Source organism: Asaia sp. Ae19-3, from assembly GCF_059801175.1.
Genome location: NZ_JBCHWF010000001.1, coordinates 257,160 through 276,344, shown reverse-complemented (window position 1 = coordinate 276,344; position 19,185 = coordinate 257,160). Strand labels below are relative to the sequence as shown.

General features: G+C 61.1%; 14 protein-coding genes. 8 read left to right on the top strand and 6 right to left on the bottom strand.

From position 1 onward, the window contains the following. Positions 1-16: 16 nt before the first annotated feature. Entirely contained in the window at positions 17-2,710 is a 2,694-nt protein-coding gene (acnA, locus tag AAID99_RS01090) for an aconitate hydratase AcnA (protein ID WP_188424786.1), read from the bottom strand. A gap of 116 nt (positions 2,711-2,826) precedes the next feature. On the opposite strand from acnA, the gene ccmA reads away from it, so the two are divergent. The 3 genes from ccmA to AAID99_RS01075 all read left to right on the top strand — a co-directional run bounded on the left by ccmA (position 2,827) and on the right by AAID99_RS01075 (position 7,493). Next, positions 2,827-3,468 carry a heme ABC exporter ATP-binding protein CcmA gene (gene ccmA / locus AAID99_RS01085; RefSeq protein WP_188424784.1) on the top strand — a complete coding sequence of 214 codons (642 nt, stop codon included), beginning with the start codon at positions 2,827-2,829 and terminating at the stop codon, positions 3,466-3,468. Continuing rightward, positions 3,465-4,130 carry a heme exporter protein CcmB gene (gene ccmB / locus AAID99_RS01080; protein WP_498494230.1) on the top strand — a complete coding sequence of 222 codons (666 nt, stop codon included), beginning with the start codon at positions 3,465-3,467 and terminating at the stop codon, positions 4,128-4,130. Before ccmA ends, ccmB begins: the two co-directional genes overlap by 4 nt. 72 nt (positions 4,131-4,202) lie before the next feature. Continuing rightward, positions 4,203-7,493: a S41 family peptidase gene (locus AAID99_RS01075; protein WP_188424782.1), complete on the top strand. Its 3,291-nt coding sequence runs from the start codon at positions 4,203-4,205 to the stop codon at positions 7,491-7,493. A gap of 136 nt (positions 7,494-7,629) precedes the next feature. Here the strand turns inward: AAID99_RS01075 and AAID99_RS01070 are convergent, their stop codons facing one another. From AAID99_RS01070 to aroQ, 4 genes are read right to left on the bottom strand one after another with little or no spacing between them, the layout of a single operon-like run. Continuing rightward, positions 7,630-8,199 carry an NIPSNAP family protein gene (locus AAID99_RS01070; RefSeq protein WP_498492836.1) on the bottom strand — a complete coding sequence of 190 codons (570 nt, stop codon included), beginning with the start codon at positions 8,197-8,199 and terminating at the stop codon, positions 7,630-7,632. Positions 8,200-8,223: 24 nt separating this feature from the next. Then, entirely contained in the window at positions 8,224-9,570 is a 1,347-nt protein-coding gene (accC, locus tag AAID99_RS01065; RefSeq protein WP_188424778.1) for an acetyl-CoA carboxylase biotin carboxylase subunit, read from the bottom strand. A 26-nt stretch (positions 9,571-9,596) separates the two neighbouring features. Then, positions 9,597-10,046 (bottom strand): acetyl-CoA carboxylase biotin carboxyl carrier protein, encoded by a 450-nt coding sequence (locus AAID99_RS01060; protein ID WP_188424776.1) that lies wholly within the window; start codon positions 10,044-10,046, stop codon positions 9,597-9,599. Then, entirely contained in the window at positions 10,043-10,498 is a 456-nt protein-coding gene (aroQ, locus tag AAID99_RS01055; RefSeq protein WP_023979560.1) for a type II 3-dehydroquinate dehydratase, read from the bottom strand. The genes AAID99_RS01060 and aroQ overlap by 4 nt, the downstream gene beginning before the upstream one ends. A 329-nt stretch (positions 10,499-10,827) precedes the next feature. On the opposite strand from aroQ, the gene AAID99_RS01050 reads away from it, so the two are divergent. Beyond that, positions 10,828-11,469 (top strand): septal ring lytic transglycosylase RlpA family protein, encoded by a 642-nt coding sequence (locus AAID99_RS01050; protein WP_188424774.1) that lies wholly within the window; start codon positions 10,828-10,830, stop codon positions 11,467-11,469. Between the two features lie 111 nt (positions 11,470-11,580). Here the strand turns inward: AAID99_RS01050 and AAID99_RS01045 are convergent, their stop codons facing one another. Next, on the bottom strand, positions 11,581-12,552 hold the full coding sequence (locus tag AAID99_RS01045) for a YihY/virulence factor BrkB family protein (RefSeq protein WP_229719526.1): 972 nt from the start codon (positions 12,550-12,552) through the stop codon (positions 11,581-11,583). Positions 12,553-13,176: 624 nt separating this feature from the next. On the opposite strand from AAID99_RS01045, the gene AAID99_RS01040 reads away from it, so the two are divergent. The 4 genes from AAID99_RS01040 to AAID99_RS01025 all read left to right on the top strand — a co-directional run bounded on the left by AAID99_RS01040 (position 13,177) and on the right by AAID99_RS01025 (position 19,134). After that, positions 13,177-14,310, top strand: coding sequence for a type III PLP-dependent enzyme (locus tag AAID99_RS01040; RefSeq protein ID WP_188424772.1), 1,134 nt, complete (start codon positions 13,177-13,179; stop codon positions 14,308-14,310). A gap of 378 nt (positions 14,311-14,688) precedes the next feature. Beyond that, positions 14,689-15,798, top strand: a complete 1,110-nt coding sequence (locus AAID99_RS01035) for a P1 family peptidase (protein WP_188424771.1) — start codon at positions 14,689-14,691, stop codon at positions 15,796-15,798. Positions 15,799-16,076: 278 nt separating this feature from the next. Beyond that, a complete protein-coding gene (locus AAID99_RS01030; RefSeq protein WP_498492832.1) occupies positions 16,077-17,729 on the top strand; it encodes an NAD-dependent malic enzyme in 1,653 nt (550 codons plus the stop codon). Between the two features lies 1 nt (position 17,730). Continuing rightward, a complete protein-coding gene (locus tag AAID99_RS01025; RefSeq protein WP_498492830.1) occupies positions 17,731-19,134 on the top strand; it encodes a class II fumarate hydratase in 1,404 nt (467 codons plus the stop codon). Positions 19,135-19,185 lie beyond the last annotated feature (51 nt).

Below are 19,185 nucleotides of genomic sequence, written 5' to 3'. Positions count from 1 at the left end.
AACGGGCTCGGCGTTGTCAGTCAGTGTCGGTCATCCCACGCAGGACATAAGGAAGAATTCCTCCATGCCTGTAATAGGCGACTTCATCAAGCGTATCGATTCGGCAAAGAAGCTCGACCTGCTCCGTTTCACCACCGGAACGCGTGATCGTCATGGGAACGGTCATGCGCGGGGTGATGGACTCGAGCCCACCCAGCGAAATCGTTTCGGAGCCGTCGAGGCCGAGTGTCTTGCGCGTCGTGCCTTCCTGGAAGGTCAGCGGCAACACGCCCATGCCCACCAGATTGGAACGATGGATACGCTCGAAGCTCTCGGCGATTACCGCCTTGATGCCCAGCAGCTTGGTACCCTTCGCGGCCCAGTCGCGCGACGAACCCATGCCGTATTCACGGCCACCGAACACCACCAGCGGCGTGCCATCCTGCTGATAGCGATGCGCCACATCATAGATCGAGGCGACAGTGCCATCGGGCAGGTATTTCGACATGCCGCCCTCGACACCCGGGAGCATCTCGTTGCGGATACGGATATTGGCAAAAGTACCGCGCACCATCACGCGGTCATTGCCACGACGCGACCCGTAGGAGTTGTAATCCGCAACCGCTACCTGATGCTCGCTCAGGAACTTGCCCGCCGGTGAAGACGGCTTGATGGCGCCTGCCGGAGAGATATGGTCAGTGGTGATATTGTCGCCCAGCAGCGCGAGAATGCGGGCATTCTCGATGTCATGCGTGTCGCCCGGCTCCTTGGTCAGCCCCTCGAAATAGGGCGGCTTCTGGATGTAGGTCGAGCTGTCCGACCAGGCGAAGGTACGGGCATCACTGGCCACGGCGAGAGCCTGCCACTGGCTGGTTCCCTTCGAGATGCTGCCATAACGCTCGACAAAGCTTTCGCGGGTGACGGAATACTTGATGAGCGCAGCAATCTCTTCATTGGTCGGCCAGATATCGCGCAGGAAGATTTCCTTGCCATCCTTCGAGACACCAAGCGGCTCTTTTGTGATGTCCTTGCGCAGTGTCCCGAGAAGGGCATAGGCCACCACGAGCGGCGGGCTGGCGAGATAATTGGCACGCACGTTGGGCGAGATACGCCCTTCGAAGTTACGATTACCCGACAGTACCGACGTGGCGACAAGGCCATTCCCCTCGATCGCATCCACGATCGGCTGGGCGATGGGGCCGGAATTGCCGATGCAGGTCGTGCAGCCATAACCGACTGTCTCAAAGCCAAGCGCGTCGAGATCGGCGCTGAGACCCGCCTTGTCGAGATAATCCGTCACCACCTGCGAGCCGGGAGCCAGCGAGGTCTTGACCCAGGGCTTGGGCTTGAGACCGAGCGCACGCGCCTTGCGGGCCACCAGACCGGCAGCCACGAGAACCGCCGGGTTCGAGGTATTGGTGCAGGAGGTGATGGCAGCAATCACCACATCACCATGGCCGATATCGTAATCCGAACCGGCCACGATGGCGCGCTTGCGCACATCGTCAGGCTTGACGCCCAGCGTGGTGGTCAGAGCTTCCTCGAAAGCCGAGGTCGCATTGGTCAGCGCGACGCGATCCTGTGGACGCTTCGGGCCTGCCAGCGAGGGAATTATGGTCGACAGATCAAGCGACAGCACCTTCGAGAATACAGGCTCGGGGGTGTCTGCATCGCGGAACATGCCCTGGGCACGCAGATAGGCTTCGGTCAGGCGGATGCGATGCTCGTCGCGGCCTGTCTGATGCAGATAATCCAGCGTCAGCGCATCGACCGGGAAGAAGCCGCAGGTTGCGCCATATTCCGGTGCCATGTTGGCGATGGTCGAACGATCGGCCACCGGCAGATGATCGAGGGCCGGGCCGAAGAACTCGACGAACTTGCCAACCACGCCCTCAGCGCGCAGCATTTCGGTGATGGTCAGCACCAGATCGGTCGCGGTTGCGCCCTCTGGCAGCACACCGTCAAGGCGCACACCGATCACGTCAGGGATGAGCATGGCGATAGGCTGGCCAAGCATGGCAGCCTCTGCCTCGATGCCGCCCACACCCCAGCCAAGCACACCCATGCCATTCACCATGGTGGTGTGGCTGTCTGTGCCATAAAGCGTGTCGGGATAGGCGTATTCCTTGCCATCGACCTTGCCGGTCCAGACGGCCTGCGCCAGATATTCGAGGTTCACCTGGTGGCAGATACCGGCACCCGGCGGCACGACACGGAAGTTCTCGAAAGCGGTCTGCCCCCAGCGCAGGAAGGCGTAACGCTCGCCATTGCGCTCGAACTCGATCTCGACGTTGCGTTCCAGCGCATCGGCACTGCCTGCCACATCGACCATGACCGAGTGATCGATCACGAGATCGACCGGCACCAGCGGGTTCACCTTCTCCGGGTCACCATCGAGGGCAATGATGCCATCGCGCATGGCGGCGAGATCGACCACGGCGGGAACGCCCGTGAAATCCTGCATGAGGATACGCGCCGGTTTGAACGGCACTTCCTGATCGGAATGACCTTTAGCGGTCCAATCGACGATCGCCTGGGCATCTTCCGTGCGGTAGCTCAGCCCGTCTTCGAAACGCAGCACATTTTCGAGCAGAACCTTGAGGCTGACCGGCAGTCGGGACAGATTGCCCAGCCTGGCCGCCGCATCCGGCAGAGAGAATATGTGGTACTTTCGGCCATCAACCTCCAGATCCCGCATCACGCCCAGGGAATCCCGTCCGACGGTTCTCATGGCTTGTCCTCCTGCCTTGTCAACTGGCCCCTCAGGGCTGGCCCTTCTATACAGTCTCGACCCTTATTCGCACAGAGTCGAATGAAACTCTCTCAGGAAGATGTTATTTCTGCACAATGTCAGGTTTTCCCTCGTCTCCAGCGCCTTGGCTGCTCGTTCATGACATAACCGTGATCCGCGGAGGGCGGCTGGTGCTCGATCAGGTCAGCCTTGCTCTCGACCGTGGCGAGGCACTTCTCCTGACCGGCCCCAATGGTGCTGGCAAGTCGACCCTGCTTCGCGTGCTTGCCGGGCTCTGCCCGTTTCAGGGGGGAAGCTTCACCTTTGAGGGGCGCAAGGGAGGAACGCCGGAACAGGCGCTGGATATCGCCTATCTCGGCCATCTTGATGCACTCAAACCCGGCCTGACCCTGCGGGAAAATCTTGCTCTTGAGGCAGGCATCGGTGGCGGCACCTGTGACGACGCTCTTGAGGCGCTCGATCTGCTGGCACTGGCCGATCTGCCAACCCGACTTCTCTCTGCCGGGCAAAAACGACGCGGGGCTTTCGCGCGCGTGATGTTGCGTCAGGCCCCGCTCTGGCTGCTCGATGAGCCCAGTCTTGGCCTCGATGACAACGCCATCGCAACGCTCGGCACCCTGATGGCTGCCCATCGCGCAGCTGGCGGCATGATTATCGCGACCACCCATGTGGTGCTACCTCTGCCAGAGTCACGTCGCTTCGTGCTGACACCGCAGGAGGGCTCGACATGGATATGAGCCTGTTTCTAGCCCTCATAGGGCGCGAGCTGCGCCTTGCGCTGCGACATGGTGCAGATACCCTGGCTGCGCTGCTGTTTTTCGTACTGTGCGGCAGTCTCTTCCCACTGGCACTAGGTCCCTCGCCTGCCTTGCTGCACCGCATGGCGCCCGGCATTATTTGGGTCTGTGCCCTGCTCGCCACGCTGTTGCCGCTTGACCGACTTTTCAGCGCCGATCTGGAAGATGGCGGGCTCGACCATCTCCTTCTCCTTGGCCTCTCTCCCGCTTTCGTCGCCTTGGCCAAGATCATCTCCCACTGGCTGACCACCGGGCTTCCGTTGCTCTTTGCCGCCATGCCGCTCAGTCTGATGCTCGGCAGTTCCCCTGGGGATACCCTACCTCTTCTTGCAGGGCTGGCACTTGGCACGCCGCTTCTCTCTCTTCTGGGTGGCATGGCCGCCGCACTGGTGCTTGGCGCCCGTCGAGGTGGCGTGCTTCTGCCCTTGCTCATCCTGCCGCTCGCGACCCCGGTTCTGATCTTCGGGGCAGCTTCTGCCGATGCAGCAACGAACGGGCGCAGCTTCGGCCCCGAACTCGATTTTCTCGGTGCATTCCTCGCGCTGGCGCTCGTGCTCTGCCCCTTCGCTGCCGGAAGCGGCCTGAAAGCAGCAAGTTCGTGAGGGGATGAGGGCTTGAATTTTCAGCCCGTTCACGTTCTCTAACAAGGCTCCCATTCGCTACGGAAGATGTTCATGCGTTTTTCCCCGCTTCTCGCCGGCGTTGCCCTGCTGAGCCTTGCGCCATTCTCCGCCCACGCCGCGCCGGGCTATCTGCGTGACCCTTCCCTTGCAGGAACGACGATTGCCTTCGACGACGAACAATCTGTCTGGCAGGTTCCGCTGAAAGGCGGGAGCGCGAGCCGGCTGACGGCGCCCATCGGCACGGACCCGCACCCCATTCTGTCGCCCGATGGCAGGCAGGTTGCATTTCTGGCCGATTACGATGGTCCGACAGAAATCTACGTCATGCCGATCGAAGGGGGCACGCCGCGGCGCGTGACGTTTGAAAACCAGAACGTGATGCCCATCGGCTGGGACAAGAAAGCGGGAATTCTCTACAGCACGGCCCCTGCAACCGGTCCAGGACTGAGCCGCATTGTCGTTGCAATCCATCCGGTCAGTGGCACACGACACATTTATCCCCTGGCCGATGCCAATGATGCGGTTCTGAGCGCAGATGGGCAGTGGCTTTATTTCATTCGCTTTGGCACCGCTGTCAGCCACGACCATCTGCGGCTCTACCGGGGTGGCGCCATGGCACAGCTCTGGCGATACCGCCTCAAGGGCGGTGTGGAGGCAGAGCGTATTGGGCCGCAGGATGCCAATCTGCGTCGCCCCATGCTCTGGAATGACCGTCTGATCGTCGTGAGCGACAAGGATGGCCGCGACAATCTCTGGAGCTTCGCACTCGACGGAAGTGACGGGCACCAACTCACCCATCATGACGATTTCAGCGTCAGACAGGCCAGCCTGAGCGGCAACGACATCGTCTATCAACTTGGCGCTGATCTCTGTCATTTCAATTTGCAGAACAACAGCGACGCCATCCTTCCGATCGACATCGCCAGCGACCGTGCTGCGAGGCGCCCGCTCTGGCTGGATAATCCCTTCGCCTATCTCACCGAAACCAGCCTCGCCGCGAACGGGAAACAGGTTGCGCTGACCTTGCGCGGCCATGTCGCCCTTGCCTCGCCCGGCCCGTTGCGGCGCGTGACCCTGGCCAGCGCCGCAAGCACGCGCCTGCGTCACGCCTCCCTCTCGCCCGATGGCAAAAGTCTTTATGCGTTCAGCGATAAGGGTGGAGAGTCCGAGCTATGGGTGTTCCCGAGTTCAGGAAGCGTCGAGGGCACACAACTCACCCATGGATCGAAAAGCGAGCCGATGGGGCTATGGATTTCGCCTGATGGCGCCCATCTCGCCCATACCGATATTGCCGGGCGGCTGTTTCTCTATGATGTCGCAGCACATACCGACAAGATGATCGACGATGCCCGACTGGACGGGCGCAGCGAGTACGACTCCCTTACCTGGTCGAAAGACGGACGTATCCTGGCCTTTGCCAGAGCACGCGGCGAGACCACAAGGCGGCAGATCGCGCTCTATCCGCTCGATACGGGCGAGATCGTCTGGGCGACCACCCCCGACTACGAATCCTATGCGCCGCGTTTCAGCCCGGATAACAAGTTCCTGTGGTTTTTGTCAGACCGGCTTTTCACCCTCAATAATGGCGGCCCCTGGGGCGACCGCAATCCAGCGCCGGTTTATGCGCCACGCACCGGTGTCTTTGCGCTCGCCTTGCAGAAAGACGCGCATTTCCCCTTCGCGCCGCGCACCGAACTCGATCAGCCCGCGCCGACGCAGACCGCCGACAAGACGGCGACCACGCCTTCGAAAAAGCCTCTGATGCTGGAGGCTGCCGGTCTAGCCACACGGCTTTATCAACTGCCGATCCCGGCGGGTGATTTCAGCAAGATCGAAATCGGGCCGGAGTTTCTCTACCTCCTGGCCCATAAGCCCGATCAGCTTGCCAGCAAGGACGACGATCTGGTCCTGAAAGTGCTCAAGATCGGGCCCGGTGAAACCAAGCCCAATGACTTTGCTTCCGGTCTGCGCGATGTGGCTCTTACCCCTGACGGAAAGACCCTCATGCTGGTCTCAGGCAAGGAAAAGCGTGCTCCAAAAATTCAGCTCGTGCCTGCTGCATCCAGTCTTTCCGGCGTGAACAGCACGGACACGACAATCGCGCTCGACGGCTTGCGCCTGCGTGTCGATCCGGGTGCCGAGTGGCAGGGTCTGTTCAACGATGCCTGGCGCCTGCATCGCGATCATTTCTACGATCCGTCTCTGCATGGCGTTGACTGGCCTGCCATGCGCGACCGCTATCGCCCGTTGCTCTCACGACTGGGCGACCGCTCCGATCTGGATGATCTGCTGGGCCAGATGATGGGCGAACTCAACGCCCTGCACTCCCAGTTCCGCCCGGCGGAACCCCTTACACGCGATAATGCCGTGCTGATCGCAAGCCTTGGCGCCCATCTCACGCGCCAGCCCGGCGGCTTTCTGATCGATCGCCTCTATGAGGGCGATCCCAATCTGCCCGAAGACCGCTCGCCCCTCGCTGCGCCCGATCTCGATGTGCAGCCGGGCGATCTCATTACCGCGCTCAACGGGCAGAACCTTGCGGACCAACCTGATCTGACTGCCCTTCTGGCCAATCAGGCCAATCGTCAGGTGCTCCTTGCCCTCAAGCGCAAGGACCGTGTCTTTCAGATCGTGGTTTCTCCGATCGGCGCCAAACAGGATGCAGCGCTTCGTCTTCGCGCCTGGGAAAGCGAACGCGCTCGTTATGTCGCGACCGCAAGCCATGGCCATATCGGCTACGTGCATCTGCGCGCCATGGGCAAGGATGACATGGCCCGCTTCACCCGGGACTTCTTTGCCCAAACCGAGAAAGACGGGCTCGTGATCGATGTCCGGCGCAATCTGGGCGGCAACATCGATTCATGGGTCTTGTCGGAATTGCTGCGCAAGGTCTGGATGTTCTGGTCCGACCACGGCAGAACGCCTCAGGGCAACATGCAGCAGACATTCCGTGGCCATATCGTCGTGCTTTGCGACGAATTCACCTATTCGGATGGCGAGACCTTCTCGCAAGGCATAAAATCTCTCGGGATCGGCCCGCTCATTGGCGCCCGCACGGCCGGTGCCGGTGTATGGCTCTCCGATAGCGACCGCCTTGTCGATAACGGCCTGCCCCGCACGGCAGAACGCCCCTATTTCGATATGAAAGGCCATTGGCTGGTCGAGAACCATGGCGTCGAGCCTGACGTCACGGTCGAGAACATGCCGGTCGCCACCTTCAATGGGCAGGACCAGCAGCTCGACAAGGCGCTGGAGACATTACAGACCCTGCTCGAAAAACAGCCGGTCTCTCCCCTCGTGCCCGAGCCATTCTCTGGACAGGCTGAAGCCAGACCCAGGTAAAAGAAGCGGGAGGCAGCGCCCCTTAGGGCTCTGCTCCGAACCCCGGAAAGGGGCCTTCCCCTTTCATCCTTTCAGACGGGTATGCCTGAGAAAGAGGCCGCTCTGCCCGGGCAGAGCCTCTTTCCCGGAACGAAACTCAGATACTCGGCGAGTAAGCGACCGGAGTCAGAATGGCGTTACGCATCGTTCCCAGCATAGGCAGGATGCCTTTCGGCGGCCAGGCACCAGAGGCCACGGCTTCCTTTCTTTTCTCGGCACGCTCAGCGAGATCACCATAAGGCCAGAAATGCGCAAGACGCGACGGCCCGTCACTGGACATCATGACAGCATAGGCAGGAGAAATCGTCGCGCGGGCCGGGACGGCGGCTTCCATAAGGGCCGCTACATCGGCTTCATGGCCGGGGAGAACGTCATAGATGCGGAACTCATAGGCGCCGCCATAGGTGCCGGGAGCCGGCTTTGTATCGGCAATCAGGGTCCAGCCATGATGGTCGATACGCTCTACGCCGACCTCATCACCCGGCCAGACCAGATCGGCCGGGGTGGGGCTGAACATCACGACAACCTCATTGAGATTGCCGAGTTCGGTTGTCCAGCATCCCAGAAAGCCTGCGCGCCCCACGAGATGCGCTTCAAGCGCCGCTACAACCTGGGGAACGCTGCCCGATCGGCAGGTGAGAACAAAGGTTTCAACGCTGGCGGACATCGGGACTTTTCCTTGTTGTTTTTCTCAGCTCTTGAGCGAGTCGACGAATTTTTCCAGCCAATGAATCGTGTAGTCACCCTTCTGGAACTGCGGGTCAGCCAGGATCTTGCGATGAAGCGGAATGACGGTCTTCACGCCATCGACCACGCATTCATCCAGCGCGCGCTGCATACGGGCAATCGCCTCGGCACGCGTAGGCGCATGAACGATCAGCTTGGCAATCATGCTGTCGTAATAGGGTGGCACGCGATATCCGGCATAGATGGCGCTGTCGATACGCACACCCAGACCGCCCGGTGCATGGAAAACCTTGATCGTGCCGGGGTTCGGCATGAAGGTTTCCGGATCTTCCGCATTGATACGGCACTCGATGGCATGACCGCTGAAGGTCACGTCCGACTGCTCGTAACCCAGGGCCTCACCGGCTGCGACACGGATCTGCTCACGCACCAGATCGACATCGCAGACCATCTCGGTCACAGGATGCTCGACCTGGAGACGGGTGTTCATCTCGATGAAGCAGAACTGGCCATCCTGATACAGGAACTCCAGCGTACCTGCATTGCGATAACCCATCTTCTTGAGCGCTGACGTTGCGGTCTCACCGATCGCATCGCGCTCTTCAGCGGTCAGCACAGGTGAACCTGCCTCTTCGAGCAGCTTCTGGTGACGACGCTGCAAGGAGCAATCGCGCTCGCCGAAATGCACGACATTGCCATGTGTGTCGGCCATGATCTGCAGTTCGATATGACGCGGCTTGTCGAGATATTTCTCGAGATAGACCTCGTCATTACCAAACGCCGCGCGGGCCTCGGTACGAGCGACTGTCCAGGCTTCCTCGATCTCGGCTTCGCTCTGGGCCACCTTCATACCGCGACCGCCGCCGCCAGCGGCAGCCTTGATCAGCACCGGATAACCAACCTTCGCTGCCACCTCACGGGCAGCGGCGAGATCGCGCAAAGCGCCGTCCGAACCCGGCACGAGGGGCACACCCAGCTCGCGCATGGTCGTCTTGGCCATGATCTTGTCGCCCATCGTACGGATATGATGAGCGGTCGGACCGATGAACACGAAGCCATGTTCTTCGACCGTCTCGGCAAAATCGGCGTTTTCCGACAGGAAGCCGTAACCGGGATGAATGGCCTCTGCGCCGGTGATCGTGGCGGCCGAGAGAATGGCCGCAACGTTGAGGTAGGATTCACGCGAGGATGGCGGCCCGATGCACACCGCCTCATCCGCCAGTCGGACATGCATGGCGTCGGCATCTGCCGTGGAGTGCACGGCAACCGTTGCGATGCCCAGTTCACGGCAGGCGCGCAGGATGCGAAGCGCGATTTCGCCGCGATTGGCGATCAGGATCTTGGAAAACATCTGGCCCCAGACTCAGTCAGTGATGCTTATTCAATGATGGCGAGAGCTTCGCCGAATTCAACCGGGTCACCGCTGGCCACCAGGAAGCGCGTCAGCGTACCACTGCGGGGCGCCTTGATCTGGTTGAAGGTCTTCATGGCCTCGATCAGCATGATGGTCTGACCGGCCGTCACAACCTGGCCTTCATGCACGAAAGGCGGGGCCGACGGGTCTGGCGTCAGATAGGCAATGCCGACCATCGGGCTGCTGACGGCGCCGGGGTGATTGGCGGCATCGACAGGTGCCGGAGCGGCAGCGGCAACAGGCGCTGCAGCGACAGGCGCCGGAGCGGCGGCATGAACGATCTGACCGCCAGCGCTACGCACCACGCGAATGCGGTTGTCCTTCTCGGCAACCTCGATTTCGGTCAGACCAGTTTCGGTCAGAATGTCAGCCAATGCCCGGATGGCATCTGCGTCCACGAGCATACGGCTCATCGTTCGTCCTCGTCTTCGATCATGTCATAAAGTGCGCGCAATGCCATGGCATAGCCTCGCACACCAAACCCGCAGATTACGCCAATAGCGGCCTGAGAGGTATAGGTGTGATGGCGAAAGGCATCGCGGCGATGGATATTGGAGATATGGACCTCGACCGTCGGCAGTCCTGTTGCGAGAAGCGCATCCAGAAGTGCGATGGACGTATGGCCATAAGCCGCCGGATTGATCACGATACCACGCGCCCGCCCCCGGCATTCCTGTATCCAGGAAACGAGCTCGCCTTCGATATTCGTCTGGCGAAAATCGATGGCGACGTCGAGCTGCTCGGCAGCCTGGATGCAGACCTGTTCAAGGTCGTCCAGGGTCGCATGGCCGTATATCTCCGGCTGGCGCATACCGAGCATGTTGAGGTTGGGGCCGTTAAGTACGGCAATCATCGGGCGAATCATGAGAGCAGCCCGTAGCACTTTCGCTTGGGGCGTAAAAGCCTTCCTGCTTGTGTCAGGCAGATTACGCCTCATTCCTGCCGCGTTTCTCCGTTTTTATCGTGATTGACCATGAGGCAGGGCACCCCCGTCAGCGGGGATGGGGCCATGTCGAATGACCCTGCCGCACCTCACGATTTCGCGTTCAGGGCTTATCGTGTTAGGGTCGCGTTTCGCCGTCCTGGCTTGTCAGGGCATTCGATCGTTCGGAGTTACTGAGCAAAAGGCTGTCAGCTGTCGTGAAATCGCCAAAAAGCAGAATGCGTACTTTCAGATCCACGGAACGCAAAAAAATGCGTATCCGCGCCCGAATCGGAGGTCTGGCACTGCTTTGCACGGCGTTTGCGCCGAAGCACAGCGCCCATGCGGCCAACAAGACCGATGTTACAACGGTCACCGCCCCCTCTTCAGAACACGCTCCCTGGGCCGCCTCGGTCAAGATGGCCCTCGCCCGTCATGCCCGTAGTATCGCCCTCGCCAGCCATAATGTATTGGCGTGGTCAGAGCATGGCGTTGCCAGCTGGTACGGTAAGCGCCTTGCCGGACATCGCACCAGCAGCGGCGAGAGGCTTGATAGCCACGCCTTAACCGCAGCGCACCCCACCCTGCCATTGGGTTCGAAGGTTCTGGTGCAAAACGAAGATACGGGGCAGTCTGTCATCGTGACCGTCAATGATCGCGGGCCGTTCAACAGCCGTATTATTGATCTGTCTCATGCCGCCGCCGCCGAGATCGGCATGCTGGGCAGTGGCACGGCGCATGTGAAGCTCGCCCCCATTCCGTCCGATACGACTATCACAGAAGACCAGCCGCTCGAAGTGGCCGAAGCCGAGGCTGAGGATACCAACGAGCAGGCCCTTGATGCGGTCACACCCGTTGTCACCCCCCATGCCAGCAAGGCCCGGGCAACGCGCCACCCCCGCCACCACAAATAAAAGCGACGACAGCGCCTCGAACGAAGAGATCGCTATCGTCTGAACATCAAGAAGGGCGTGGACCTCTCAGTCTCACGCCCTTTTCGTGTTTTGCAGCCTCTGCTCTGCGCCTCAGACCTCGGAGGTTGCGGCCTCGGCGGGTTCGGGAGCTGCCTGGACGCGCGTCAGACCGGGCACTTTGGGATTAAAGCCTTTTATACGGTCTTCAAGGCCAGCATTCAGTTCGGCGCCGAAAAGCACGACATAGGTTCCGACGAAGAACCACATCATGATAGCTGCCACCGCACCAAGGGGCCCATAGGTCGAGCCATAGCTCGCGAAGTGGCTGACGTAGTAGGAGAAAGCCAGCGAGGTCAGAACCCATAGCAGGGTCGAGACAAGTGAACCGGGAACGATCCAGCGCCAGTCGGGCTTGTCGCGGCAGGGGCCGTAGCGGAAGAGCAGCGTAACCGCCACGAAGACGAAGAGCAGCATCAGGGCGGGGGCGCCGAAATGCACGATATAGCGCGTGCTGTAGCTCATGAGATAATCGGTGAGATACAGGATCTCGGGTGGCAGATTACGCAGGCCGAAGCGATTCAGCAGATCGGGCAGGTAATCAACCAGTGCCGGGAAGGCGACCATGAGTGCCAGAGTGAGGCACGCACCAATTACCGCTCCGAACGTGACGCCCAGTGCCAGAAACTGGAAACGGAAAAAACCGCGCGTCTCAAGAACATCATAAGCAAGATTGAGGGCCGATAGCACCGATTTGGTGCTGGCCGACGCAGACCAGAGCGCGATCGAGATGGAGAAGATCAGCCCCACCGTCAGCGAGGCATGAGGCTGTCCGATAAGCGTATGAATCTGCGAAGCGATCAGCTCGAAAGCCGTCGGGGGCAGCAGGCTGCGCAGCACATTGAGCTGAGGCTCGACCGTCTGAAGGTCAAAAATCAGCCCATAGACAGAGATAAGCGACGTGATGGCCGGGAAAAGTGAGAGCGTAGCGTAGAAGGCGCAGCCTGCGGCAGAGAGACTCGTCTGACTCGACCCGAGATTGCTCAGCGTCTGGCGCAAAACCAGCTTCCACCCGCCGAAAGGCATGTGGATGGGACTCCTGGCCCCTGTGCCCGGCGCCTCACGACCAAGCGCCTCGACAGCATCCCCCTCTGACGTGGCTGCAGCTGTGCTGCCATGCGCCGCGTGATCGTCGGAGACTTTCTGCGCTTCGACCGCGCCGCCCGATTCTGCCGCTTCCTGTGACATCTGGCTTCGTGGGGTGGAGGTTTCGTCCACGCAGTGTTCCTTCCTCTTATTGGCCTGATCCCTGCCCCCGCCATGCATTGACGCTGCACCCCGAGACGCACGATCTGTCGCAGCCCCTCTATAGTTACACGAGGCAATTGATACCAGCATGACGCTCTGGCGGCGGAAACGTTGCACCACGTTTCGCGTTGAGGGGACGTGACCATGCATCCAGTGCAGAAAAAGAAATCGGGGTCCATTTTTTAGTTGCATGAGGGGGGGTTTGGTCCCATATGCGCCCCACGCAGCAACGCACGTGCCACTGGCCCTCTGTAGGTTACGCAACGACGTCAAGCGTTCTGGCAATCGGGCTGATCCTGCTCTTTTTCGAGCAACCAGCCTCGTCCTGATCGCCGGTCCGTTCGACCGTTTCGCAACAATTCCGCCCGTGGAGATTCGGGCGGATTTCGGGAGGAGTGACTCATGACTCCGAAAATTGTCCGCTATCTTGCCGAGCAGCAGCCGGCTACCCCTTGCCTGGTCGTTGATGTCGACCACGTCGAAGAGCGCTATCATGCCCTGCGCGATGCCCTTCCGCTGGCACAGATCTATTATGCCGTAAAAGCCAACCCGGCTGCGCCTATTCTGGAGCGTCTGGTGCGCCTCGGCTCGTCTTTTGACGCCGCCTCCATTGGCGAAATTCACCAGTGCATGGCTGCCGGTGCGCAGGCCAGCCAGATCTCTTTCGGCAATACCGTCAAGAAGGTCTCTGCCATTCGCGAAGCCTTTGGCCTGGGCGTCGATCTCTTCGTTTTCGACAGCGAAGAAGAGCTGGCCAAGCTTGCCGAACATGCTCCGGGCGCGCGCGTCTTCTGCCGTCTCGCAGTCGAGAACGAGGGTGCCGACTGGCCGCTTTCGCGCAAGTTCGGCACGACCATCGCTCATGCGAAGGATCTTCTGCTTCAGGCCGTCGATCTCGGGCTTGAGCCTTATGGTCTCTCCTTCCATGTCGGCAGCCAGCAGACCAGCACGGCGGCTTATGAAGCCGCCATTGCCAAGGTCGCCATGCTTTTCACCGACCTGTCGGCAGCTGGCATCGACCTGAAGATGGTCAATCTCGGCGGCGGTTTCCCGGTGCGCTATCGCGACGATATCCCCGAGATCGAGCAGTTCGGCCTCGCTATCGGCCGCGCCATGACCGAGCATTTCGGCAATGCCCTGCCGCAGATGCTGATCGAGCCGGGCCGCTTCATGGTTGCTGAAGCCGGTGTGGTCTCGACGGAAGTCGTGCTTGTCAGCCGTCGCGGCGGCAAGGAAAGCGACCCGCGCTGGGTCTATCTCGATATCGGTCGCTTCGGCGGTCTGGCGGAGACGGAAGGCGAAGCGATCCGCTATCGTTTCCGCACGCCGCATGATGGCCTGCCCACGGGTGAAACCGTTGTCGCCGGACCGAGCTGCGATGGCGTGGACATCATGTATGAAAAGAACCGCGTTCAGCTGCCCCATGCGCTGAATTCCGGCGACCGCATCGAATTGCTGACCACCGGTGCTTATGTCACCACCTATTGTTCGACCGGCTTCAATGGCTTTGCGCCGCTGAGCGAACACTACATCTAAGCCCGCAAGGGCAGCCTCTCCCCCGAGGCATTGCGAAGCCCCCCAAAAGGCGCCCGCCAACGGATCCTCCCGTCGCGAGGCGCCTTTACTTTACGTGCCGTTTGACCCGTTCGCCGGGACACATGATGGAGAGCCTGCGAGCGCCAAGTTCGCGCATCCCCCCCCCCCTCATGAAACCGACACCCGCATGCCTGTAGCCGTTATTACGAGCGCCCCTTCCCTGATTGCTCCGGTCAGACAGGTCACCTCACCCGAGGCAAAGACTGCTTCACTCCTCACCTGAAGCTCTTTCTCCTCAGGGCTTTTACAAGGCATGATAGGGAGCAGGCACTCGTCGCAGCCAATTTTCCCGCTCCCCTCATTTCAGTCTGATCACTCATGAAGCGTCGTCATTTTCTGCTCTCCGGCCTGGCGGCTGGCATTCCTCTCTCCGGGGTCGCGCGGGCAGACACACCGCCCCAGGCCGAAGGCCATGTCGGCGCCACAAACAGCCTGACCGACGTAACAGGGCTGAGCGTCGGACAGGCGCAAAGCCCCGGCGCGCGCACCGGGGTGACGGTCATTCTGCCTGACAGCCCCGCCCCTTGCGCGGTCGATGTGCGCGGCGGCGGCCCCGGCACGCGTGAGACCGACGCCCTGAATGGCTGGAATCTGGTCCATCGAATCGATGCGCTCACCCTCTCCGGCGGCTCGGTCTACGGGCTTGCCGCAGCCGATGGCGTGGCAGCGTGGCTTGGCGCCAGAGGGCGAGGATTCGCAATGCGCCGGGTGAAGGACATACCGGTTTCCCCGATTGTCCCGGCGGCCATTCTCTATGACCTCGATAATGGAGGCGACAAGTCATGGGGTGAAACCCCGCCCTATCGCGCACTCGGCATCGAAGCCGTCAGCCAGGCGCGGCGCAGCATGGCGCTCGGAACAGTTGGCGCCGGCTATGGCGCCATGGCCGGGCAGCTCAAGGGCGGTATCGGGAGCGCCTCCTGGGTGAGCCATGACGGCTATACTGTCGCGGCTATCGTTGCGACCAACAGTCTGGGTTCCGTCACCCTGCCACATGAGAAGCATTTCTGGGCAGCCCCGTTCGAGCAGGGGCGTGAATTCGGCGGACTCGGTGTATCCACCTCCCGTATTGCGCCTGAAGACTGGAGCGGCACCAAACTCGCCCCCGCACCGCGAGCGAACACGACGCTAGCCTGTATCGCAACCGATGCCGCCCTGACACAGGAAGAGCTGAAACGCATTGCCATGATGGCGCAGGACGGGCTGGCGCGCGCCATCCATCCGGTCCACTCCCCCTTCGATGGCGATACCATTTTCGCTCTTGCGACAGGGCACAAATCTGTGCCGGATGCAGGGCGGGAACTGCTCGTCACGCATCTTGGCAGTATCGCCGCCGATGTGCTGGCCCGTGCCGTCGCGCGTGGCGTCTATAGCGCGACACAGCCCCCCGGCATGAACGCGCCACTCTGGTCAGCCCTGCCGGGCTGACCTGTCTCTCGGCCATGTCAGCGAGGCCTGACGCAACCCAGGCGCGTTTTGTGTCTTTTTATATCGATCCATGGCGACATCCGCCATGCTGAACCTGCGCTCCGGTGCGCATTGTCGGCTGCCACGCCAGCACGACGCCCCGGCAGCAGATACGGCCCGCGGCGCTTGCGGCTGATCACGTTAGGTTCAGGGGATCTCGCGTCTTCGGGGGGCTTGTGGTTCACTTCCCGGCCCGCGCTTTCCCGTGGAAACGCAGCCTCATGTCTGGAGACAGGCCAATGACCAAAACGCTCACCGTAGCCCTTTCGGGGCAGGATCTGCTCAATCATCCCTTTCTGAACAAGGGCTTGGCCTTCAGCGCGGAAGAACGTGACGCCTTCGAACTCCATGGCCTCCTGCCCCGCGCCGTGCAGTCGCTGGATGAGCAGGTAGAGGCGGCCCTCAAATTTCTCGATGCCCTGCCCTCGCCCTTCGCCCGCCATGTGCATCTGCGCGAATTGCAGGATACGAACGAAACGCTGTTCTACGCCCTGCTGACCCGCAAGATCGATACCATGCTGCCGCTGGTCTATACGCCCACCGTTGGCGAGGCCTGTCAGCGTTTTTCCGAAATCTGGCAACGTCCGCGCGGGCTGTTCCTGAGCTATCCCGAGCGCGAGTCGATGGAAGATATTCTCGCGAACCCGGATTATGACGATGTGCGCGTGATTGTCGTGACCGATGGCGAGCGCATTCTCGGCCTTGGCGACCAGGGTGCGGGGGGCATGGGCATCCCCATTGGCAAGCTCTCGCTTTATACCACCTGCGCAGGCATCTCGCCCGACCAGACCCTGCCGATCCTGCTCGACACCGGCACCAATAACGAGGACCTGCTGCAGAACCCCGCCTATATCGGCTGGCGCCATGAGCGCATACGCGGTGAAGAATACGACGCCTTCATCGAGCGTTTTGTGACCGCCGTGCAGACACGCTGGCCCCATATCGCCCTGCATTGGGAAGATTTCAGCGGCGTCAACGCAGCCCCCATTCTCGAGCGCTATCGCGACCGGCTCTGCACGTTCAATGACGACATTCAGGGTACGGCTGCCGTCACCACCGCTGCTATTCTGAGCGCCAATGCCGCCCATGACGGCAAGCTGAAAGACGAAACCATCGTCATGCTCGGCGCCGGTTCGGCGGGTGTCGGCATTGCCAATCTGCTGCTCCAGGTCATGCGTGATGAAGGTGCCACGGAAGAAGAGGCACTCGCACGCTTCTACCTGCTCGACCGCAAGGGGCTGCTGGTTGAGGGGCGCAAGGGCAGCAATGCCGGTCAGGAACTCTTTGCCCGCAAGGACTGGGGTGATCGTGACATCGACCTGGAGACGGTCATACGCGAGACAAAGGCCAGCATTCTGATTGGCGTGTCGGGGGTAAAGGGCCTTTTTACCGAGTCCGTCGTGCGCGAGATGGCCAGGAACTGCAAACGCCCGATTATCTTCCCGCTTTCGAACCCGACCTCGCATTCGGAGGCCACACCGGAAGATATCATGGACTGGTCTGACGAGCGTGCGCTGGTCAGCACCGGCAGCCCTTTCCCGCCGCTCGATCTGCATGGACGCACCCATCGTGTCGACCAGACGAACAATGCCTATATCTTTCCCGGTCTCGGGCTCTGCCTGCTGGCAACCGGCGCCACACGCGTAACCGATTCCATGTTCATGGCTGCCGCACGTGGCCTTGCCTCGCTCTCGCCGTTGCGCAGCAATCCGGACGGCAATCTGCTGCCCCCGGTCACGCAAATGCGAAAAGTCGCACTGGCCGTGGCAGAAGCTTCCGCCAGACAGGCGCGCGAAGATGGCGTATGTCCTGCTTTCAGCGACGAGGAACTGCATGAGCGCATCCAGTCTCTCGTCTGGACGCCCGATTATTGTGCTTATGAGAAGATCTGACATGACCGACACACGGATCGAGAGCGACGGCCTCGGCGAAATCGAAATTCAGGCCGACAAGCTCTGGGGCGCGCAAACGCAGCGCTCGCTTCACTATTTCAGCATCAGCCGCGAGCTGATGCCGCGCGAGATGATCGAGGCCTATGCCATCGTCAAGCGCGCCTGTGCGAGCGCCAACCATCAGAGCGGCCGTCTGGGCGAAACGCAATACAAGCTGATCACCACGGTCTGCGATGAAATCCTTGCCGGTCAGCACGCCGACATGTTCCCGCTTCATGTCTGGATGACCGGCTCTGGCACGCAGTTCAACATGAATATCAATGAGGTCATCTCAAACCGCGCCTGCCAGCTTTCCGGCGAGGCCTTGGGCAGCAAGCGCCCGGTTCATCCCAATGACCACGTCAACATGTCGCAGTCTTCCAACGACAACTTCCCCACTGCCATGCATGTGGCCGTCGTGCTGGGCAGCCGTCGCAGGCTGAATCCGGCCCTGACCCGTCTGGCGGAATCCATCGAGGCCAAGGCCGAAGAGTGGAAGGACATCGTCAAGATTGGCCGCACCCATATGCAGGATGCCGTGCCGGTCACGCTGGGTCAGGAATTCCACGGCTATGCCGGAATGCTGCGCGAGAACATCGTCCGCATTCAGGAAGCCGAGAAGGGTCTCTACCCCCTCGCCCTTGGTGGCACCGCGCTAGGCACCGGCATCAACACCGATGCCCCCTTTGCCGGTCGCGCCTGCGCCGAAATTGCCCGCCTGAGCGATGCCGCCTTCATCAGCGGTGAGAACAAGTTCGCCCTGCAGGGCGCGCATGATGCGCTCGTGCATTTCTCTGGCGCGCTGCGCACCACAGCAGGCGCGCTTTACAAGATCGCGAACGATATCCGCCTGCTCTCATGCGGCCCCCGCGCCGGATTTGCCGAGTTGCACCTGCCTGAGAACGAGCCCGGCTCGTCCATCATGCCCGGCAAGGTCAACCCGACGCAGGCCGAAGCGCTGGCCATGCTGGCCGTGCAGGTGATGGCCAATGACGTGGCGGTAGGTTTCGGTGGCGCCGGTGGCCTGCTGGAAATGAACGTCTATAAGCCGCTCATCATCCAGAACATCATGCAGAGCATCACCCTGCTGCATGACGGCAGCGAGAACTTCCGCACTTTCCTGATTGAAGGCACCAAGCCGAACCTCGCCCGCATTGAGCGCTATGTGGCGGAGTCCGTCATGCTGGTGACGGCCCTCGCCCCCACCATCGGCTACGACACGGCCTCAAAGGTCGCGCATCACGCCATGGACCATGACTGCACGCTGAAAGAGGCCGCCCTGGCTCTGAACGCGGTCAGCGAAGCCGATTTCGACCGTCTGGTCGACCCGCGCACCATGCTGGCACCGAATTTGAAGGGTAAGTAAAGGAAAGCGGGGCTCTGCCCCGCCCCCCGGAAAGGGGCAGAAGCCCCTTTC